We start from the raw sequence: 18,505 nt of genomic DNA, 5'->3' as shown, positions 1-18,505 counted from the left end.
GGCAGAGCGAGGGAGGCACCTTCATGGCCCAGGGGAACGGCGAGGCGACCGCCGGCCGGGCGGCGCGGGCGTGCGGGGCGGTCGCACCCGGTCAGGCCGAGGCGTGCACCGTCCGCGAGGTGCTGGACCGGGTGGGCGGCAAGTGGAGCATCGGCATCCTGGTCGCCGCCTCCCGGGGCCCGGTGCGCTTCACCGAGCTGGAGCGCCGCGTGGAGGGCATCAGCCGCCGGATGCTCACCCTGACCCTGCGTAACCTGGAGCGCGACGGGCTGCTGCGCCGTACGGTCCATCCGACCGTCCCGCCGAAGGTGGAGTACACGGCCACGCCGATGGCGCTGGAGCTCTACGAGTCGCTGGTCGCCCTGACCCGTTGGGCGGAACGGCACCGGAGCGCGATCGCCGACGCCCGGGCCGCGTACGACCGGGCACACGGCGCGGCCGACCAGGCGGGCGGGACTCCCGCCCGAACCGGCGACGGCCTCGTCGGACGGCCGGCGGAGCCGTAAACCTCGGCCGTCTGTGGGAAACGCCACGTCACTCATCTGACCGATCGGTCAGGGTCTGACCGATCGGTCAGGCATGCTGGTCGGGGAGGTGGACCGGCATGGCGCGGATGGTTCCGGAGACGCACGACGAGATCCTTGCGGCGGCGGCTCGACGGTTCGCGACGACCGGTTACCGGGGCACCTCGTTGCAGGACATCGCCCGCGAGGTCGGCTGTTCCAAGGCGGCGGTGCTCTACCACTTCGCCAACAAGGAGGCCATCCTCACCGAGCTGATGGCCCCGGCGATCGGCGTCCTCCACGCGCTCGACGAGCGGATCCGCGCGCATCGCGGCGCGACCGCCCAACGGGTCGCCGCCGAGGGCTTCGTCGACCTCGCGGTCCGCTTCCGGCGCGAGATCGCCCTGCTCCGGGGTGAGTTCCCGGAGCTGCTCCAGCAGCCCGCCTTCGCGCACATCCAGCGGATCTCCGAGCGGCTGGTCGACGCGCTCGCCGGGCACCCGGAACGCCCGTCGGCCCGGATCGCCGCGCTCGTGCTGCTCGCCGGCATCTCCGAGACCTGCGGGGAGTTCGGCGACGTGCCCGACGAGGAGTTGCGCGCCGCCCTGCTGGCACTCGCCCGGCGGGCGCTGGAGCCCGTCGACTGATCTGTTTCCACCCATTCCACGACCGAGGACAAGGAACTCATGGCCACCCTCCTCTACCGGCTCGGCCGGGGCTCGATGCGCCGGCGGCGACTCGTCGCGGCCATCTGGCTCGTCGTACTCGTCGGTCTCGGCCTCGCCGCCGGGACCCTGCGCGGCCAGTTGGCCGACAACTTCACCATGCCGGGCACCGAGTCGCAGCGCGCCCTGGACCTGCTCGCCGAGCAGTTCCCGGCGGCCAGCGGCGCGACCGGCACGATCGCGGTCAAGGCCCCGGCCGACGGCGCGCTCGCCAGCCCGGAGGGGCAGGCCGTGGTGAAGGAGCTCATCCAGGAGGCCGGGACGCTGCCCGGCGTGGTCGGCGCCGTCGACCCGTTCCAGGTGGGAGCGGTCTCCCCGGAAGGCCGGTACGCGCTGATCCAGGTCCAGTTCGCCACGGGCGCCGACGAGGTGACCGACGACCAGCGTGACGCGTACGAGAAGGTCGGCGAGCGCGTCGAGGCCCAGGGTTGGGAGGTCGCGCCCGGCGGCGAGGTGCTCAGCAGCGTGCCGGAGGTCGGCTCCACCGAGGTGATCGGTGTGGCGGTCGCCGCGCTCGTCCTGGTGGTCACGTTCGGCTCGCTCGTGGCGGCCGGGATGACCATGCTCAACGCGCTGATCGGCGTGGGCGTCGGCATGGCGGGCCTGTTCACCATCAGCAGCGTGGTCGACCTGAGCACCACCGCGCCGATCCTCGCCCTGATGCTGGGCCTCGCGGTCGGCATCGACTACTCGCTCTTCATCACCTCCCGCTACCGGCAGAACCTGCTGGAGGGGCTGTCGCCGGACGAGGCGGTGGGCCGGGCCGTGGGCACGGCCGGGTCGGCCGTGGTCTTCGCCGGCGCCACCGTGGTCATCGCGCTGGCCGGGCTGGCCGTCGTGAACATCCCGTTCCTCACGGTGATGGGTCTGGCCGCCGCCGCCACGGTCACCGTCGCGGTGCTGGTCGCGATCACGCTCCAGCCGGCGCTGCTCGGCTTCGCCGGCCGCCGGGTGCTGCCCCGCAAGCTGCGCACCACCGTGCCGGCCGGGGACGGGGCGGTCGACGCCGCCGCTCCGGTGACCCCGCCCGCCGAGGACCGTTCGGGCTTCGGGTTCCGCTGGGCGCGTCTCGCCACCCGGTTCCGGGTGCCGGTCATCCTGGTCGGGGTGCTCGGGCTGGGGCTGCTCGCCCTGCCCACGCCGGACATGCGGCTGTCGCTGCCCGACGCCGGCACCGCGCCGGTCGGCTCGCCGGCCCGGGAGTCGAACGATCTCATCGTCGAGGGCTTCGGACCGGGCTTCACCGGCCGGCTCGCGGTGGTGGTCGCCGGGGACGACCCGCAGGAGACCGCAGCCGCCATCCCGCAGGTCACCGCGCTGGTCCAGCGCACCGAGAACGTCCTCGCGGTGGCTCCGCCGCAGCTCAGCCCGGACGGCCGTACCGCGCTGCTCGGGGTGGTGCCGAAGACGGGTCCGACCGACGAGGCCACCGAGACGCTCGTCAACGACGTACGCGCGGCGGTGGGCGACTTCCGCGACGTCGACGTGCTGCTGACCGGGGCGACCGCGATCGGCATCGACGTCTCCGAGAAGCTCTCCGACGCCCTGCCGGTGTACCTGCTGCTGGTGGTGGGGCTCTCGGTGCTGCTGCTGATGCTGGTCTTCCGTTCGGTGCTGGTGCCGGTCAAGGCCGCGCTGGGCTTCCTGCTCACGGTCGCCGCCACGTTCGGCATCACCGTGGCGGTGTTCCAGCAGGGCCACCTCGCCGACCTGGTCGGCCTGGACACGCCCGGCCCGCTGGTCAGCTTCCTGCCCATCCTGCTGATCGGCATCCTGTTCGGCCTGGCGATGGACTACGAGGTGTTCCTGGTCTCCCGGATGCGGGAGGACTTCGTGCACGGCGACACCGCGCAGCAGGCGACCATCAACGGCATGGGGCACGGCGCCCGGGTGGTCACCGCCGCCGCGCTGATCATGATCTCGGTGTTCGGCGGCTTCGTCTTCCTCGACGACCCGGTCATCAAGTCGATGGGCTTCGCGCTCGCCATCGGCGTCGCCATCGACGCGTTCGTGGTCCGGATGACCATCGTGCCGGCCGTGATGTCGCTGCTCGACAAGCGCGCCTGGTGGCTGCCGCGTTGGCTGGACAAGATCCTGCCCAACGTCGACATCGAGGGCGAGGGCCTGCGCGCCCACCTGGACGAGAAGGCCCCGGCCCGCGCCTGACCCGCCTGACCCGCCTGAGTCGATCATGCAGTTGTGGTGCCCCGCACAACCGGCGAAGCCGGCTGGAACGGGCACCACAACTGCATGATCAGCGGGAGCGGGAGGGGTCAGACCCCGGCCGGGTAGGTCTCCATCTCGCCCGGGGTGCTCAGGGCGGGGAGGGGGTGCAGGGCCGTCGTCTCGTCGCACCAGACGAAGGCGTCGTAGCGCTCCCCCAGGCGGGTCGGCACGTAGTTGCCCCACGCCTCGAAGGACGGGTCGTAGACCACCCCGATCGCCCGGTGGTCGGCGGGCCCGGTGACCCAGCCGGGCTGGTCGTCGCCGCCGAAGACGAGCACCGCCCGCTCGGGCATCAGCTCGTGCAGCCGGTGTTCCACCGATCCGGGGCGGGCCGGCGGCACGATCATCGCCTCGGCCGGCGAGCCCCAGCGCGGCGCGGCGATCGTCGTGCCCCGGTAGCCGCCGAAGCCGACCAGGACCACCTGGTCGGCCCCGTGCCGCTCGCGGGCCAACTGGCCGACGTTGACCATCCCGTCGGCGGCCATGTCGGTGGCGCGGGCGTCGCCGACGTGCGTGTTGTGCGCCCAGACGATGCCCCGCGCGCCCGGGCCGTAGCGCTCCAGCAGCCGGTCCAGGGTGTCCGCCATGTGCGTGTCCCGGATGTTCCACGACTCCGGCCCGCCGCGCACCATCGCCCGGTAGTAGCGCTCCGCGCCGGCCACCACCTCCGCGTTCTGCCAGGCCGAGAAGCTGTCCGGGCCGTCCCCGGCGGCCTGTTCACGGGTACGCGCCAGCAGCCGTACGACCTCCTCCTCGCAACGGGCGGAGACGAACCGGCTCGCCGCGCCGTACTCCTCGATCCGCTTGCCGTACGGCTCGAAGCAGCGGTACGCCTCCTGCGCCGCCTCCAGCGAGCCCGGGTCCTCCTCGCCGAGGTAGTCGAAGATCGCCTGCATGGACTCCCAGAGGCTGTAGACGTCCAGGCCGTGGAAGCCGGCCCGGGCGTCCTCGGGCCGCTCCACGTTCCACGCCCGCAGCCAGGAGCAGAAGCGGGCCACCTCGGCGTTCGCCCACATCCAGGTCGGCCAGCGCTCGAAGCGTTCCAGCGCGGTACGCGGGTCGGCGGCCCCGCCCGGGGCGGCGGTCACCGAGCGGTGCACCCGGTCGCAGTCGGGCCAGTCCCCCTCCACGGCCACGAACGAGAACCCGCACTCGGCAATCAGCCGGCGGGTGAGCTGTTCGCGCAGCCGGTAGTAGTCGTAGCTGCCGTGCGTCGCCTCGCCGATCATCACGATCCGGGCGTCCCGGACGCGCTCCAGCAACGGGTCGAAGTCGCTCGGCGCGCCGAGCCGCTGAACCAGCATGCGGGCGGCTACCCGGCGCGCCGCCGGGCAAACCGATCACGCCCCGGCCACGGCCGACGCCCGGTGGCGGTGATCTCGTGCCGCGTACCCGGTCGTCCGGCGCCGGGAGCACGCACGGCGCGGAGCGGGGCGGAAACCGTGTGCCGGCGGGCTGAGCGGGTAGCCCGCCGGCATGACCGTCACCGGCGCGCAGTTGCAGGAGTACCTGGCCGGGCTCGACTATCCGGTCTCCCGGGAGGACCTGGTCCGCTGGGCCCAGGAGAACGGGGTGAGCACGGAGATGCTCCAGACGCTGCGGGCCCTGCCGGCGGAGGAGTTCGACTCCCCCGCCGAGCTGGGCGAGGCCCTGAACACGCTGGCCTGAGCCGGGCCCGGCTCACCCCACATGGTCCCACCGGCCGCCTGCCCACCACCGACGCGCGGCGGCAGACGCGGCACGACGACCGGTCAGCGGGCGTGCAGCAGCCGGAACAGCACCAGCCACTGCTCGGGCCAGACGTGCCCGACCGGGATGGTCGGGTCGAGCCGGGTCGCCCGCAGCGCCGCCGACAGCCGCGCCCGCGGGTGGTGCCGGGCGAGCGAGGCCGCGAGCGAGCCGCCGACCCCGTCGAAGCCGATCTCCACCATCCGGCGGTACGCGGGCAGCGCCGCCGCGGCCAGCAGCGGCTCCGGTCGCCGCTCGACGCGCAGGATGCCGGCGTCCACCCTCGGCACCGGGCGGAACGCCGTACGGGGCACCCGCCCGGCGAGCCGCCAACCGAACTCCGGCCAGGTCAGCACGGTCAGCCTGGTCCACCGGCCGTAGTCGCCGCTGCGGCGGCGGGCGTACTCGAGCTGGGTGAGCAGGGTGGCCGCGCGCAGGCCGGGCGCGGACAGGCACCAGCGCACCACGGCCGAGGTCAGCGACCAGGGAATGTTGCCGACCACGTCGAACTCCTCGGGCGGCGGCGCGGCGGTGAGGAAGTCGGCCTGCCGGTGCGCCACGTTCGGCAGGGCCGCGCAGACGCGGGCCAGCTCCGCACCGGCGGCCGGGTCCACCTCGTACGCCGTCAGGTGCCGGCAGCGGGCGGCGAGCGGCCGGGTGAGCTGGCCCCGGCCGGCGCCCACCTCCAGCAGGAGCCGGTCGGGCCGGGGGCGGGCGGCGTGCACCAGCCGGGCGATCGCGGCCGGGTCGGCGAGGAAGTTCTGGGATAGTACGCGACGGGACCGGTCGCGTTCGGTTGCTCGGGTACGGCGGGGCGCCACGGGTCGTCGTCCTGTCTGTCGCCGTGCGGCGACGGAGCGGACAGGCAGCCGGGAACGGGGGCCTGTCCGGAGAATTCAGGGGACTCGGACGGCCCTGTGCGTGGCGCGGGGGATCGGTGGTGCACAGCGCAACGCCACGCGAGGTGCGGGCGGCACCTGCCCGGGACGGTGCCCGGGGGCGTGGCGGGACGGCGCGGCGCCCGGGCTCGCCGGGCGGTGGCGTCGTCTGTGCGGTGCGGGTCAGTCGCGGATCGCGCCGGACAGGGCCGGACGCCGGACTCGCGGGCGGGCCACCAGCAGCGGCCCGAGTGCGGCCGGCGTGCCGACCGCCTCGATCAGAGCGTGCGCGAACATGCCGCGACCCTAGCCACGCCCCCGCCGGAAGGCGACCGCTTTTCCGCCTCGTCGGCGGGTCAGCCCGACAGGTCCACGGTGCGGCCCTCGGCGCGGGCGGTCTCGGCGGCGGCGAGCACGGCGACGACCTCGCGGCCGAAGCGCACGTCGCAGTGGTGGTCGCGGGTGCCCGACCCGATCTCCTCCAGCAACTGGTCGACCGCCACCCCGAACGCGGTCACCGAGTCACCCTCGCCGGCCGGAACGGTCTCGACGCCGTTCTCGCCGTAGAAGACGAACTCCCGGCTCACCGCCTCCGGCGGGGCGTCCAGGGTCAGCGAGACGGTGCTGGTCGCGCCCCCGTCGTGGGTGAGGAGCAGGTGCACTAGCCCGCGCGGCCCATCCATCGCGGCGACGCGGGTGACCCGGCCGAGCACCGGCAGGAGGAGCGACAGCGCGTGCGGCCCGACGTCCCACAGCGCGCCGTGCTCCCGGCGCCAGGGCGAGGCGCCGTACGGGCTGCCCGGCTGGAAGATGGACCCGAACCGGACCGCCTTGGCGGTGTGCCACCCGCCGACGGCGGCCGTCGAGGCGAGGAAGGCGGCCACGTCGGGCTGGTAGCGGCCGGTGAAGAAGACCACCGAGGCGACGCCCGCCGCCTGCGCGGCGTCGACCACCCGGTCGGCGTCGGCCACGCTCAAGGCGAGCGGCTTGTCCAGCAGCAGGTGCCGGCCGGCGGTGGCCGCGCGGACCGCGATGTCGGCCTGGACGTCCGGCGGGAGGGCCACGGCGACCGCGTCGCAGGCGTCGACGAGCGCGTCGACGTCGTCGAACGCCGGCACCCCGTAGCGCTCGGCCAGGGCCGCCGCCTTGCGCGGGTCCCGGCCCCAGACGCCGGCGAACGCGACCCCGGGGTGCGTGTCCAGCGCCGCCCCGTGCGTCTCGGCCGCCCAGTGACCGGTGCCGAACAACCCGAACCGCACCACGAGAACCTCCACCCGTCGTCGTCCCACCACGGTACCCGCGGCCGGTACCCACGCCGGGGGCCGTGTCGGAAGTCGTCGCGGCGTCCCGCCCCGGTCCGCCACCGGTGTCGGGTCCGGGGTGGACGCGGCACCGGTGGCGGACCGCCGCTCGTCTACGCCTCAGGCCCCCAGGGCGGCGGTCAACCGGGTCGCGGCGAGCTGTGCCGCGTCGGTGCGTACGACGGCGGCGAACTCGCGGGCACGGTCGGCCACCTCGGGGCGCAGCGCGGCGCCGAGCGCCTCGGTCAGCGACTCGACGGTCAGCACCGCGCCGGGGTGTGCGGTGCCGATGCCGAGGGCGGCCACCCGCCGCGCGAAGTAGTGCTGGTCGTAGACCTGCGGTATGACGACCTGCGGCGTGCCGGCCCGCGCGGCGGTGGTCGTGGTGCCCGAGCCGCCGTGGTGGACCACCGCGGCCACCTCCTTGAACAGCGCCTGCTGGTTGACCTCGCCGACGACCAGACAGTCGGACGCCCGGTCAGTCCGCGACAATGGCGCCCAGCCCCTGGAGACGACCAACCGGCAGCCGACCGCGCGTACCGCCTGGACAGCCGTCTCCAGCAGTCCCGGTGGCGCGGCGACGCTGCCGAATCCGACGTAGACGCACGGTCCGCCGGCGTCCAGGAAGGCCCTCAGCTCGGCGGGCAGCGGCCGCTCGTCCGGCAGGAGCCAGGCGCCCGGCTGGTAGACGGCCGTGTCGGCGGCGTCCGGCCAGGGTGCCAGCGTCGGATCCGTGGCCAGCCACGGCTGGTCGGTGTGGATGTGGTCGCTGACGTCGTCGACCGGGACCAGTCCCACCGCCGACCGCAGTGCGTTGAGCGGCACGCCGAAGGTGTCGTTGACGTGCCGCAGGTTGGCGGCCCACAGTTCGCCGTTGTCGGCCGACTCGGGTGCCGGTCTCTCCCCGAGGAGGGGCAGCGGCAGCGGCGGATGGTGCGGTGAGGGAAGGGCCGCCGGGCAGAGCGCCGCGTAGACGTACGGGATGCCCCGCTTCTCCGCGACCGTGCGGGCGGCGACCTGGAGGCCGGTCGACGCGACGAGGACGTCGCAGTCCCGGGCCGCCGCCGACAGCACCTCGTACTGGATGCCGATGGAGGACTCGGCCAACTTGCGGACCTGTGCGGGCGAGGGCCGGGGCACGGCGGCGCGCGGCCCGGGCGCCGCCGACCTGCGCCAGGGCGGGCCGACGGGCACGAAGGGGATCTTGAAGGTACTCACCCAGCGGGCGAAGTCCGGCGGGGCGCAGAGGCGCACGTGCAGGCCGAGAGCCTTCAACCGCGACGCCAGCGCCACCAGTGGTTGGACATCACCCCGCGACCCGAGAGTCGACAGCAGTACGCGCATGTGCTCGCCTTTCCGTCTCTAGCCGCGGATCCGGGCGCGGTGGAACGGGCCCGACACCCTTGTCGGGCCCGGCTGCACCGTCGATCCGCTATCCCCGCGTCGGGGTGCGCCCCGGCGCCAGTGCCGTGGGTCGCGTCCGGGCGGCGGTCTGTGCGGGCATCCGGCGCACGGCACGGGGCACCGGCCGGCGGGCCCGCAGGGTCAACACGTGGCCGAGCCCTTCGACGGCGCGCAGTTCAGCCGTGCACTGGGCGGCCTGCGCCTGGCGCAGGTAGTCCAGCGTCTGTGGGTCGGCGGCGCACATCCCCGGCGTCGAGTCGGCGGTGGCGACCAGGTGCACCTCGCCACTCAGCGCCAGCGAGGCGGAGATGAACTGGCAGAGCTCCGGCCACAGCAGGTACCGCCAGAAGTCGACGCTGACCACCGCGTCCAGGCTGCCCGGCGGCATGGGTGGGGCGAGGCCGAGCAGGTGGGAGTTGGCCGGCCCGATGGGTGCGGCGTAGTCGAAGGTCGGCGCCGAGGCCGGCAGCCCCGACTCGGCGCGGCCGGTGCCGATCCAGAGGGTCCGGGGCCCCCGCAACTGGCCGCCGAGCCGGGCGGCGGCGGGCCCGATGGCACAGGCCGACCGCTCGACGCACTCGTCGACGAGGGCCCGGTAGTGCAGGATCCGCCGGATCGCCTCGTATCCCATGACGGCGCTGAGGAGTTCCCACTCGATGCAGGGATAGAGCTTGGCGGCCTGCTGGAAGTTGGCCTTCAACTCCATGAAGTCGCGGTTGATGTTCTTGTAGTGCGGCAGGTGGACGACCCGGGCCTCGTCGTCGTAGCCGAAGTTGACGCCGCCCGGCAGGCTCCGGTCCACGCGGTAGAACAGCTCGACGTCCTCCATGCCGTAGCTCAGCCCGAACGCCTCGCGGTAGCCACCGACCTGTGTGAAGAGCGAACGGGAGAGCGAGACGTTGTGCGTGTAGGCGATCACCCAGCCGGCCCGGAGCCAGTCGCCGCCGTCGTCCGGAAGCCCCGTCCCGAACCGCAGGTCGCCGCCGCGCGGGAAGGCGCGCGCGATCGAGTCCGACTCTCCGGCCAGCACGGCGGGCAGGTCTGCCAGCCCGATCTCGTCCCGCCGGCCGATCAGCACCGCCGCGCTGCCGGGGCTGCCGTGCCACGTCAGGTGCCGCTCCAGCAGTTCGGGCACGGCCCACGAGTCGGCGTCAAGGAAGACCAGAAGGGGCGCGGCGGCTCGCCGCACCCCTTCGTTGCGGGCGACCGAGCGACCCCTGCGTTCGGCGAGCTCCAGTACGCGCAGGCGCAGGCCGGCACCTTCGACGAGGGCCTCCGCGTATCCGTCGGACGAGCCACCGTCCCGGACCACGATCACCTCGAAGCGTTCCGGCGACAGCGTCTGTCGGGTCAGTGCCTTGAGGGTCAGCGCGAGGCACTGCGGATCCTGGTAGGTCGGGATCACCACGCTCAGCGCCGGGGGAATGGTGGGCAACGACATGGTGGTCCTCTCCGTCAGACGAACGTGCCGTCGGAGTCGCGTGACGTCATCAGAGACTAACGCTGCGCAACCGTGCCCCTGCTCGCGAATAGGGGTCGATAGGGGTTCGACCGTCCCTTCGCGACAGTCAACCCCTCGGCCGGACCCGCATCCGCCCCGCCGGGCGCCGGGCGCCGGGCGTCGGATCGGACCGGGCGCCGGACGGCTCACGGGTGACGGAGCGCTGCGGCGGGGCGGCGGGGCGGCGGGTGACAGGGTGTACTACGTGGGTTAGTAGGCTGTGCCGGTGACCGAACCGCACTCCGGATGGCCCCGGTGACCAGCGCAGCGTCGGCGTCATCGCCGGTGGACGGGCTCCTCGCGACCGCCTCGATCGTGTTGTCGCTCCTCATCGCCGCGTGGGCGCTGGTCGCCACGCTGCGCCACCGCGCACCGGACCGGGTGCAGTTCGCCGGCCTGGCCGTGCTGGAGGTGGCGCTGCTCGCGCTCGCGGCGGTGGCGCTGGTCGCCCTCGCCGGCGGCGAGCGGCCGGGCGAGCCGGGCGCCTTCTTCGGGTACGTCGCCACGGTGGTCTGCCTGCCGCCGCTGGCCTGGGTGCTGGCCCGGATGGAGCCGACGCGCTGGGGCTCGGCGATCGTCTGCGCGGTCTGCCTGGTCACGCCGGTGGTCGTCGTACGGCTCCAGCAGACCTGGGAGGTGCTGGGTGGCTGACGTACGCGCCCCGGAGGCGAAGCGGACCAACGCCGGGCCGGGCCGGCTGCTGATCGCGGTCTACCTGATCTTCGCGATCGCCGCGACGAGCCGCGCCGGCCTGCAGATCGCCACGAAGTTCGACGAGGCGCCCGTGGCGTACCTGCTCTCGGCCCTCGCGGCGGCCATCTACATCGTCGCGGCGGTGGGTCTGGCCCGCGCCGGCGCCGCCGGCCGCCGCGTCGCCCTGGCCTGCTGCGCCGTGGAGCTGGCCGGGGTGCTCGGCGTCGGCGCCCTCAGCCTCGTCGAGCCGGAGCTCTTCCCCGACGAGACGGTCTGGTCGCAGTTCGGCAGCGGGTACGGCTACGTCCCGCTGGTCCTGCCGGTGCTCGGCCTGCTCTGGCTCTGGCGCACCCGCCCCGCCCCGGCGGCCTGATCCCCGGCGGGCGGGTGCCCGCCGGGGCGTACGCGGGGGCTCAGTCCTTCGGGCCGCCGGCCACGTAGATCACCTGGCCGGAGACGAAGGAGGCGCCCTCGCTGGCCAGGAACGAGATGGTGTGCGCGACGTCCTCGGGGCGGCCGACCCGGCGCACCGCGATCTCCGACTCGGCGTGCTTCTGGAGCGCCTCGAAGTCGACCTTCATCCGGGCGGCGGTGGCGGCGGTCATGTCGGTGACGATGAAGCCGGGCGCGACCGCGTTGACGGTCACCCCGAACGGGCCCAGCTCGATGGCGAGGGTCTTGGTGAAGCCCTGGAGGCCGGCCTTCGCCGCCGAGTAGTTCGCCTGGCCCCGGTTGCCGAGCGCCGAGGTGCTGGACAGGTTGACGATGCGGCCCCACTTGGCCTCGACCATGTGCTTCTGGGCGGCCTGGCTGAACAGGAACGCGCCGCGCAGGTGCACGCCCATGACCGTGTCCCAGTCGGCGTCGGTCATCTTGAACAGCAGGTTGTCGCGGAGCACGCCGGCGTTGTTGACCAGCACCGTCGGGGCGCCCAGCTCGGCGGCGATCCGTTCCACGGCCGCCTCGACCTGGGCCCGGTCGGACACGTCCGCGCCGACGCCGAGCGCCCGGCCGCCGGCCGCCGCGACGGCGTCCACGGTCTCCTTGGTCGCGGACTCGTCGATGTCGACCACCGCGACCGCGAGGCCGTCGGCCGCCAGCCGCCGGGCGGTCGCCGCCCCGATCCCCCGCGCCGCCCCCGTGACGATGGCGACCCGCTGCTCCTCCGACATGCCTACCTCCCGGTAACCTGCAATCGATCGAAGGAGCTTAACCCAGCCGTACGCCGTGGCGGCCCGGCGCGGAACGCCGGTGCGAGCACCGCCCTACTACTCTCGCCGCCGTGAGGGCAGTGGAAATCGAAGCACCCGTCGTCGGCGTCACCGTCTACCCGGACCGGGCCCGGGTCACCCGCCGGGGCCGCACCCGGCTGGCCGCCGGTGAGCACCGGGTACGCATCGCACCGTTGCCGCTGGGCGTACGGCGGGACTCGCTGCGCGTCGGCGGCCGGGGCGCGGCCACCGTGCTCGGCGTGGACGTCACGACGTGGCGGCAGGCGCGCAGCGCCGACGGGCAGGTCCGCGAGCTGGAGCAGCGCAGCCGGGAGCTGGCCGACGAGCTGGCCGAGATCGACGACGCGGACGAGGTCGAGGCGCAGCGGGGGCAGTTCCTCACCCGGCTGGCCGACCGGGCCGGCGGCACGTACGCCCGCGCGCTGGCCTCCGGCGACGCCGCCCCGACCGACGTGGCCGCCTTCGCCGACTCGGTGGCCGGCCAGCTCGCCGACTCGCAGGGCCGCCGGCGTGGCCTGGCCCGGCGGCGTACCGACCTGACCGAGGAGTTGGCGGCCGTCCGGCGGGAGCTGGACGCCGCGAGCGGCAAACGGGAACCGGACCGGCTGGCCGCCGAGGTGACCGTGGCGGTGGACGCCGACGACGACGAGCTGGACCTGGAGCTGAGCTACCTGATCGACGGGGCCCGCTGGCAGCCCTCCTACGACCTGCGGCTGGTCGACGACACCATGACCGTCACCTGGTTCGGGCTGGTCAGCCAGGACACCGGCGAGGACTGGCCGGAGTGCGTACTCGAACTCTCGACGGCCCGGCCGGCGGCGGCGACCCGCGTACCCGAGCTGACGCCCTGGTATCTCGACCGGCTCCGGCCGGTGCCGCCGCCGATGCCGAGGGCGGCCAGCTTCGGCGCGATGCCGGCCCCCGCGGCGCCCGGCGGTCCGCCCGCCGGGGCCGTGGCCCGGTCCGGCGCGCCGCGCCCCGAGATGCGCGAGAGCGTGGCCACCGTCGAGCAGGGGGTCACGGCGGCCACCTACCGGCCGGCCCGCCCGGTCGCGGTGCCGGCGGACGGCAGCGCCCACCGGGCCACCATCGCCGTGCTGGAGCTGCCGGCCCGGCTGGACCACGTGACCGTGCCGGTCCGCGCGGCTGAGGCGCACCTGCGCGCGACGGTCCGCAACACCTCGCCGCACACGCTGCTCCCCGGCCCGGCGGCGGTCTTCCACGGGGCCGACTTCGTCGCGGCCACCCGGCTGCCGACGTGGGCACCCGGTGAGGAGACCGAGCTGGCGCTCGGCGTGGACGACCGGGTCCGGGTGGAGCGGAAACTCAGCCGACGCGCCGACACCCGGGCCACGCTCGGCTCGACCCGGCGGCGGGACGTGGAATACCGGATCAGCGTGGCCAACCACACGTCCCGGCCGGCGACGGTGGAGGTACGCGACCAACTGCCGGTGTCCCGCGACGAGGCGGTCCTCGTCCGCGATGCCACCCTCGTCCCGCCCCCGGCCGAGCGCACCGAGCTGGGCGAGCTGACCTGGCAGTTGCGGCTCGGTCCGGGAGACAGTGGTGAGATCACCCTGGGCTTCCGCGTCGAACTCGCCAAGGGCGTCGAACTGGCCGGCTGGCGGGAGTGACCGGCCGCCCCCGCCTCGGCGGGAGCGGCCGGTGTTCGGCGTGGCGACCGGGTCAGAGGCCGCGGCCCCGGCAGAGGCGGATCCACCGGTAGCCGTAGCCGGCCACCTTGAGCCGGTCCAGCTTGCCGACGTCGCCGTAGTTGCGGTCGGAGAGGACGTCGACGGGCAGGTCCGCCTCCGGTTCCAGCATGCTGAGGTCCACCTCGGCGTCGGTGGTGCCGAGGTTGTGCACGAAGACCATCGTGCCGGTGCGGCCGTCGGCCCGGTGCGCCAGCACGCCCGGCGGCATCGCCACGTCGATGTGGGTGGTCGAGCCCGAGCCCACCTCGGGGGCCTCGCGCAGCGTACGGATCATCCGCTCGAACCAGGCGAGCAGTGACTTCTGGTCGCTGCGCTGGGCGGTCACGTTGACCTTCTCGTACGAGTACTCGCCCTTGTCGATGACCGGGCGGATCAGCTTCTCCGGGTCGGCCGTGGAGAAGCCGGCGTTCGGCTGGAACGACCACTGCATCGGGGTACGGATCGCCTCCCGGCCGGGCAGCGACAGGTCCTCCCCCATGCCGATCTCCTCGCCGTAGCGCAGCACCGGCGTGCCGCGCAGCGAGAACTGCAACGAGTACGCCAGCTCGATGCGGCGACGGTCGTTGCCGAGCATCGGGGCGAGCCGGCGGCGGATGCCCCGGTCGTAGATGCGCATGTTCTCGTCCGGGCCGAACTGCTCGTACACCTGGTTGCGCTGCTCGGCGGTGAGCCGGGAGAGGTCGATCTCGTCGTGGTTGCGCAGGAAGGTGGCCCACTGCCCGCCCTCGGGCAGCGCCGGGGTGTCCCGCAGCGCCTCGATGATCGGCTCGGGATCCTGCCGGGCCAGGGCCAGCATCAGCCGCCCGTTGAGCATGAAGTCGAAGAGCATGTGCAGCCGGTTCGCCGAGCCGCCTACGTCGGTGAAGAAGGTGGGCAGTTCGTCGGGCTCGACGTTGGCCTCGGCGAGCAGGACGGCGTCGCCCCGGCGCCACTGCACGTGCTGGCGCAGCTCGCTGAGGAACTCGAAGTCCTTCGGCGAGTCCGGGTTGCCCGGTTCGGTCAGCTCGATGATGAACGGCACCGCGTCCATCCGGAAGCCGGAGACGCCGAGCTGGAGCCAGAACGAGACGATCTTCTTGATCTCGGCCCGGACGGCGGGGTTCGTGAAGTTCAGGTCCGGCTGGAACTTGTAGAACCGGTGGTAGTACCAGGCCTTGGCGGTCCGGTCGTAGGTCCACGTCTCGTGCTGCTCGCCGGGGAAGACCATGCCCTGGTGCCGGTCGCTCGGCTCGTGGTCGGCCCAGACGTACCAGTCGCGGTACGGCGAGTCGGGCGACGAGCGGGCGGACTGGAACCACGGGTGCTCGTTCGAGGTGTGGTTCACCACCAGGTCGATGATCACCCGGATGCCACGGTTCTGCGCCTGGTGCAGCAGTTCCGCGAAGTCGCCGAGGGTGCCGAAGCGCGGGTCGACGTTGTAGAAGTCGGTCGCGTCGTAGCCGTCGTCGCGGTTGGGTGACGGGTGGATGGGGTGCAGCCAGAGGCAGGTCACGCCCAGCCGGGCGAGGTAGTCCAGCCGCCCGATGAGCCCCCGGATGTCACCGACCCCGTCGCCGTCGGAGTCCGCGTACGTGTCGATGTCGAGGCAGTAGACGACCGCCTCCGAGTACCACCTGTCAGCCATGCCGGGGTTATGTCTCCGATCCCGCGCCCCCGCAAACCCCCGGGCCTGGGGTTCCGTGGTCGGGACGGGCGGTGGGCACTGCGTCGTCCGCACCGCCCGTCGGCGGGGGCGGGCGCTCAGGTGGCGATGTCGACGTCGCCGACCTGCCCGCCGCCGGCCATCGTGAGCCACCCGGCGTAGACGCCCTGCTTGGCGAAGAAGTTCCCGCCGCCGACGAACGCGAACCAGTCGTCGCCGCCGATCGCGACGTCGCTGACCTGCCCGCCCTCGGCCAGGGTGAGCCACCCGCCCTGGATGCCTTCCTTGGCGTAGAAGTTGCCGCCCTGCACCCAGCCGATCCGGTTGCCGGCCAGCACCACCCTCGTCGCCCCGCCGGAATTGACCGCCTGCCACGACGAGTACAGGCCGTCCTTCGCGTACAACACACCCGCCGAATTCACGAACGCGAACCGATCACCACTCACCGCGAGGTCCCGCACCTGCCCACCCCCGGCCAACGTCAACCACTGACCGAAGACACCCTCCTTGACATAGAAGTTGCCATCCTGCACCCAGCCGATCCGGTTACCGGCCAGCACCACCCTCGTCGCCCCACCAGCATTGACCGCCTGCCACGACGAGTACAGGCCGTCCTTCGCGTACAACACACCCGCCGAATTCACGAACGCGAACCGATCACCACTCACCGCGATGTCCCGCACCTGCCCACCCCCGGCCAACGTCAACCACTGACCGAAGACACCCTCCTTGACATAGAAGTCGCCGCCCTGCACCCAGCCGATCCGGTTACCGGCCAGCACCACCCTCGTCGCCCCACCAGCATTGACCGCCTGCCACGACGAGTACGCGCCGTCCTTCGCGTACAACACACCCGCCGAATTCACGAACGCGAACCGGTCGGGAGCGGCGTTGACCGGTGCCAGGTCCGGGAACGGCAGGTTGATGGGGGCGCCCTTGCTGACCGTGCCGCCGCAGGTGTAGGCCGGGGCGATGTCCTGGACCGCACCGTTGCGGCGGATCTCGAAGTGCAGGTGCGGGCCGGTGGAGTTGCCGGTGCTGCCGACGTACCCGAGCACCTGGCCCTGCCCGACCTGCTGCCCCGTCGCGACCGAGGCCGGCTGCACCATGTGCAGGTAGCGGGTCTGGTAACCACCGGCGTGCGAGAGCGTCACCGAGTTGCCCCCGCCGGAGGTCCAACCGGCGAACGTGACCGTGCCCGGGTAGGCGGCGCCGATCGCCGTCCCGCCGTTCCCCGCGATGTCCACGCCGTAGTGGTCGCCGTCGATGCTGCCGCACCTGTTCGACAGCACTCCGGTGACCCGCCCGCCCACCGGCTGGATCATGGCCCCGGCCTGCGCGGACGCCGGCTGCGCCGGCACGAGCGCGAGTCCACACAGGACCACTGCGGCCACCACCAGCGCCCGCAGCCGCCTCCCCACCTTCTCCCCCACGCCACGCCCTCTCCGCCGTCTTCCCGAACGTCCGTCAACGACGTGAATATAGACGAGCCCGATTGTGATCCCCGCCGTCGTGCCCGAGGGGGAAGCGCCGGGGGCAGCACCGGCGGTACCGTCCCGGCATGGCTTACGCGCAGCGGCGGATCGACTGGGCCGAGGGTGAGTGGTGGAACGAGCCGGTGCTGGTCGAGGGCGGGCCGGCGGGCGACCTGCTGGTGCAGCCGGCCGAGGGCAGCGACCTGTGGCGGCACACCTCGTACGGCTTCGTCCACGACGACGCCCCGGCGCTGCTCGCGCCGCTGCCCGCCGGCGAGGCGGTGGAGGTCACCTTCGTCCTCGACTACGGCGAGCAGTTCGACCAGGCCGGCGTGCTGGTGCGGGTGGACGAGCGGAACTGGGTCAAGGCCGGAGTGGAGGTCAGCGACGGTCAGCCGCAGGTCGGCGCCGTGGTGACCCGTGAGGTCTCCGACTGGTCGGTCGCCCCGGTGCCGCTGTGGGCCGGTCGGGAGGTGACCGTGCGGGTCAGCCGCGACCGGGACGCCCTCACCGTACGGGCCCGGGCGGACGACGAGCCGTCGCGGCTGGTCCGGCTCGCCCCGCTGGACCCGCAGGCGGTGGCGCTCGCCGGGCCGTACTGCTGCTCCCCCACGCGGGCGGGCCTGCGGGTCCGGTTCACCGGCTGGCGGCGGGGGCCGGCCGACGCGGAACTGCACCCGCAGGGGTGAAGCCGGGTGGCCCCGCTCACCGGCAGGTGTGACGGCCAGGCCGCAGGGTAGATGACTCTGATCGGACCCGGCCGAAAGGATCGCGATGGCACTCGCCGAGAACGTCGACCCGACCGAACTCGGCGGCCTGACCGGCTGGGTGGCGGGAGTGATCGACGCCGCCGGCGCCATCGGGGTGGCCCTGCTGGTCGCCCTGGAGAGCATCATCCCGCCGATCCCGAGCGAGATCGTCCTGGCGATGGCCGGCTACCTGGCCAGCGAGGGACGGTTCAACGTCGTCCTGGTGGGGCTCGCCGCCACCGCCGGCTCCCTGGGCGGGGCGCTCGTCCTCTACTGGCTGGGCGCGGTCGCCGGCGAGGACCGGCTCAAGCGTTGGCTCGACCGGCTGCCTCTGGTCGACCTCGACGACCTGGAGAAGGCCGACCGCTGGTTCGAGCGGCACGGCCGGTGGGCGGTGCTCTTCGGCCGGATGATGCCGGTGGTCCGCAGCCTGATCTCCATCCCCGCCGGGGCCAACCGGATGCCGTTGCCGGAGTTCATCGCGTTCACCACGCTGGGCAGCGGCATCTGGAACGCCCTCTTCGTCGGTCTGGGATACGCGCTCGGCTCCCGCTGGCAGCAGATCGAGCAGTACAGCAAGTGGTTCGACTACGGCATCATCGCCGTCTTCGTCGTCATGATCGCCTGGTGGGCGGTCAAGAAGACCCGTCGCCGCCGCGCCCGCCAACACGACCACGCCGACGCCACCCACTGACCCACCCGGGACAGCAGGGCAGTTCACCGACCACGCCGC

At 73.4% G+C, this 18,505-nt stretch carries 16 protein-coding genes and 1 pseudogene; 9 read left to right on the top strand and 8 right to left on the bottom strand.

The features are described from left to right. The first annotated feature begins 23 nt into the window (after nt 1-23). From ACGFIG_RS04185 to ACGFIG_RS04175, 3 genes are all read left to right on the top strand, one after another. A complete protein-coding gene (locus tag ACGFIG_RS04185; protein WP_392998961.1) occupies nt 24-506 on the top strand; it encodes a winged helix-turn-helix transcriptional regulator in 483 nt (160 codons plus the stop codon). A 98-nt stretch (nt 507-604) separates the two neighbouring features. Next, on the top strand, nt 605-1,150 hold the full coding sequence (locus ACGFIG_RS04180; protein ID WP_392998959.1) for a TetR/AcrR family transcriptional regulator: 546 nt from the start codon (nt 605-607) through the stop codon (nt 1,148-1,150). Between the two features lie 39 nt (nt 1,151-1,189). Continuing rightward, on the top strand, nt 1,190-3,394 hold the full coding sequence (locus ACGFIG_RS04175; RefSeq protein ID WP_392998956.1) for an MMPL family transporter: 2,205 nt from the start codon (nt 1,190-1,192) through the stop codon (nt 3,392-3,394). A gap of 107 nt (nt 3,395-3,501) precedes the next feature. Here ACGFIG_RS04175 and ACGFIG_RS04170 read toward each other — a convergent pair whose 3' ends face one another. Next, on the bottom strand, nt 3,502-4,758 hold the full coding sequence (locus ACGFIG_RS04170) for an erythromycin esterase family protein (RefSeq protein ID WP_392998954.1): 1,257 nt from the start codon (nt 4,756-4,758) through the stop codon (nt 3,502-3,504). 172 nt (nt 4,759-4,930) lie between these two features. Here ACGFIG_RS04170 and ACGFIG_RS04165 point away from each other — a divergent pair, with 172 nt between their 5' ends. After that, nucleotides 4,931-5,122, top strand: coding sequence for a DUF2795 domain-containing protein (locus ACGFIG_RS04165; RefSeq protein WP_392998952.1), 192 nt, complete (start codon nt 4,931-4,933; stop codon nt 5,120-5,122). 83 nt (nt 5,123-5,205) lie between these two features. Here the strand turns inward: ACGFIG_RS04165 and erm are convergent, their stop codons facing one another. The 4 genes from erm to ACGFIG_RS04145 form a co-directional block, all read right to left on the bottom strand. Continuing rightward, nucleotides 5,206-6,003, bottom strand: a complete 798-nt coding sequence (gene erm, locus ACGFIG_RS04160; protein WP_392998950.1) for an ErmE/ErmH/ErmO/ErmR family 23S rRNA (adenine(2058)-N(6))-methyltransferase — start codon at nt 6,001-6,003, stop codon at nt 5,206-5,208. 413 nt (nt 6,004-6,416) lie between these two features. After that, nucleotides 6,417-7,322 carry a Gfo/Idh/MocA family protein gene (locus ACGFIG_RS04155; protein WP_392999432.1) on the bottom strand — a complete coding sequence of 302 codons (906 nt, stop codon included), beginning with the start codon at nt 7,320-7,322 and terminating at the stop codon, nt 6,417-6,419. A gap of 159 nt (nt 7,323-7,481) precedes the next feature. Beyond that, complete coding sequence (locus ACGFIG_RS04150; protein ID WP_392998948.1) at nt 7,482-8,705, bottom strand: glycosyltransferase; 1,224 nt, start codon at nt 8,703-8,705, stop codon at nt 7,482-7,484. An 88-nt stretch (nt 8,706-8,793) separates the two neighbouring features. Continuing rightward, nucleotides 8,794-10,206, bottom strand: a complete 1,413-nt coding sequence (locus tag ACGFIG_RS04145) for a glycosyltransferase family 2 protein (RefSeq protein WP_392998946.1) — start codon at nt 10,204-10,206, stop codon at nt 8,794-8,796. Nucleotides 10,207-10,512: 306 nt separating this feature from the next. Here ACGFIG_RS04145 and ACGFIG_RS04140 point away from each other — a divergent pair, with 306 nt between their 5' ends. After that, a complete protein-coding gene (locus ACGFIG_RS04140) occupies nt 10,513-10,917 on the top strand; it encodes a hypothetical protein (protein WP_392998944.1) in 405 nt (134 codons plus the stop codon). After that, nucleotides 10,910-11,400 (top strand): annotated as a pseudogene (locus ACGFIG_RS04135) (hypothetical protein). The gene ACGFIG_RS04140 and the pseudogene ACGFIG_RS04135 overlap by 8 nt, the downstream one beginning before the upstream one ends. Here ACGFIG_RS04135 and fabG read toward each other — a convergent pair. Further along, on the bottom strand, nt 11,373-12,131 hold the full coding sequence (gene fabG / locus ACGFIG_RS04130) for a 3-oxoacyl-ACP reductase FabG (protein WP_392998942.1): 759 nt from the start codon (nt 12,129-12,131) through the stop codon (nt 11,373-11,375). The pseudogene ACGFIG_RS04135 and the gene fabG overlap by 28 nt on opposite strands. Nucleotides 12,132-12,250: 119 nt before the next feature. Here fabG and ACGFIG_RS04125 point away from each other — a divergent pair, with 119 nt between their 5' ends. Next, complete coding sequence (locus tag ACGFIG_RS04125; RefSeq protein ID WP_392999430.1) at nt 12,251-13,825, top strand: DUF4139 domain-containing protein; 1,575 nt, start codon at nt 12,251-12,253, stop codon at nt 13,823-13,825. A gap of 52 nt (nt 13,826-13,877) precedes the next feature. On the opposite strand, the gene ACGFIG_RS04120 is transcribed toward ACGFIG_RS04125, so the two are convergent. Beyond that, nucleotides 13,878-15,530: an alpha-amylase family protein gene (locus ACGFIG_RS04120; protein WP_392998940.1), complete on the bottom strand. Its 1,653-nt coding sequence runs from the start codon at nt 15,528-15,530 to the stop codon at nt 13,878-13,880. A 116-nt stretch (nt 15,531-15,646) separates the two neighbouring features. Continuing rightward, nucleotides 15,647-16,981: a peptidoglycan DD-metalloendopeptidase family protein gene (locus tag ACGFIG_RS04115; protein WP_392998938.1), complete on the bottom strand. Its 1,335-nt coding sequence runs from the start codon at nt 16,979-16,981 to the stop codon at nt 15,647-15,649. Between the two features lie 128 nt (nt 16,982-17,109). On the opposite strand from ACGFIG_RS04115, the gene ACGFIG_RS04110 reads away from it, so the two are divergent. Both ACGFIG_RS04110 and ACGFIG_RS04105 read left to right on the top strand, forming a co-directional pair. Further along, a complete protein-coding gene (locus ACGFIG_RS04110) occupies nt 17,110-17,712 on the top strand; it encodes a DUF1349 domain-containing protein (RefSeq protein ID WP_392998936.1) in 603 nt (200 codons plus the stop codon). 85 nt (nt 17,713-17,797) lie between these two features. Continuing rightward, on the top strand, nt 17,798-18,466 hold the full coding sequence (locus tag ACGFIG_RS04105) for a DedA family protein (RefSeq protein ID WP_392998934.1): 669 nt from the start codon (nt 17,798-17,800) through the stop codon (nt 18,464-18,466). Nucleotides 18,467-18,505: the final 39 nt, after the last annotated feature.

The sequence above is a fragment of the Micromonospora sp. NPDC049048 genome (genome assembly GCF_043197615.1).
Classification (GTDB): Bacteria; Actinomycetota; Actinomycetes; order Mycobacteriales; family Micromonosporaceae; genus Micromonospora.
This window is presented reverse-complemented; position numbering and strand designations above follow the sequence as displayed.

Excerpts from the sequence above, each read along its gene's own strand:
- ACGFIG_RS04185 (WP_392998961.1), top strand. The coding sequence starts at position 24 with ATGGCCCAGGGGAACGGCGAGGCGACCGCCGGCCGGGCGGCGCGGGCG.
- ACGFIG_RS04180 (WP_392998959.1), top strand. The coding sequence starts at position 605 with ATGGCGCGGATGGTTCCGGAGACGCACGACGAGATCCTTGCGGCGGCG.
- ACGFIG_RS04175 (WP_392998956.1), top strand. The coding sequence starts at position 1,190 with ATGGCCACCCTCCTCTACCGGCTCGGCCGGGGCTCGATGCGCCGGCGG.
- ACGFIG_RS04170 (WP_392998954.1), bottom strand. The coding sequence starts at position 4,758 with ATGCTGGTTCAGCGGCTCGGCGCGCCGAGCGACTTCGACCCGTTGCTG.
- ACGFIG_RS04165 (WP_392998952.1), top strand. The coding sequence starts at position 4,931 with ATGACCGTCACCGGCGCGCAGTTGCAGGAGTACCTGGCCGGGCTCGAC.
- ACGFIG_RS04150 (WP_392998948.1), bottom strand. The coding sequence starts at position 8,705 with ATGCGCGTACTGCTGTCGACTCTCGGGTCGCGGGGTGATGTCCAACCA.
- ACGFIG_RS04145 (WP_392998946.1), bottom strand. The coding sequence starts at position 10,206 with ATGTCGTTGCCCACCATTCCCCCGGCGCTGAGCGTGGTGATCCCGACC.
- ACGFIG_RS04140 (WP_392998944.1), top strand. The coding sequence starts at position 10,513 with ATGGCCCCGGTGACCAGCGCAGCGTCGGCGTCATCGCCGGTGGACGGG.
- fabG (WP_392998942.1), bottom strand. The coding sequence starts at position 12,131 with ATGTCGGAGGAGCAGCGGGTCGCCATCGTCACGGGGGCGGCGCGGGGG.
- ACGFIG_RS04120 (WP_392998940.1), bottom strand. The coding sequence starts at position 15,530 with ATGGCTGACAGGTGGTACTCGGAGGCGGTCGTCTACTGCCTCGACATC.
- ACGFIG_RS04110 (WP_392998936.1), top strand. The coding sequence starts at position 17,110 with ATGGCTTACGCGCAGCGGCGGATCGACTGGGCCGAGGGTGAGTGGTGG.
- ACGFIG_RS04105 (WP_392998934.1), top strand. The coding sequence starts at position 17,798 with ATGGCACTCGCCGAGAACGTCGACCCGACCGAACTCGGCGGCCTGACC.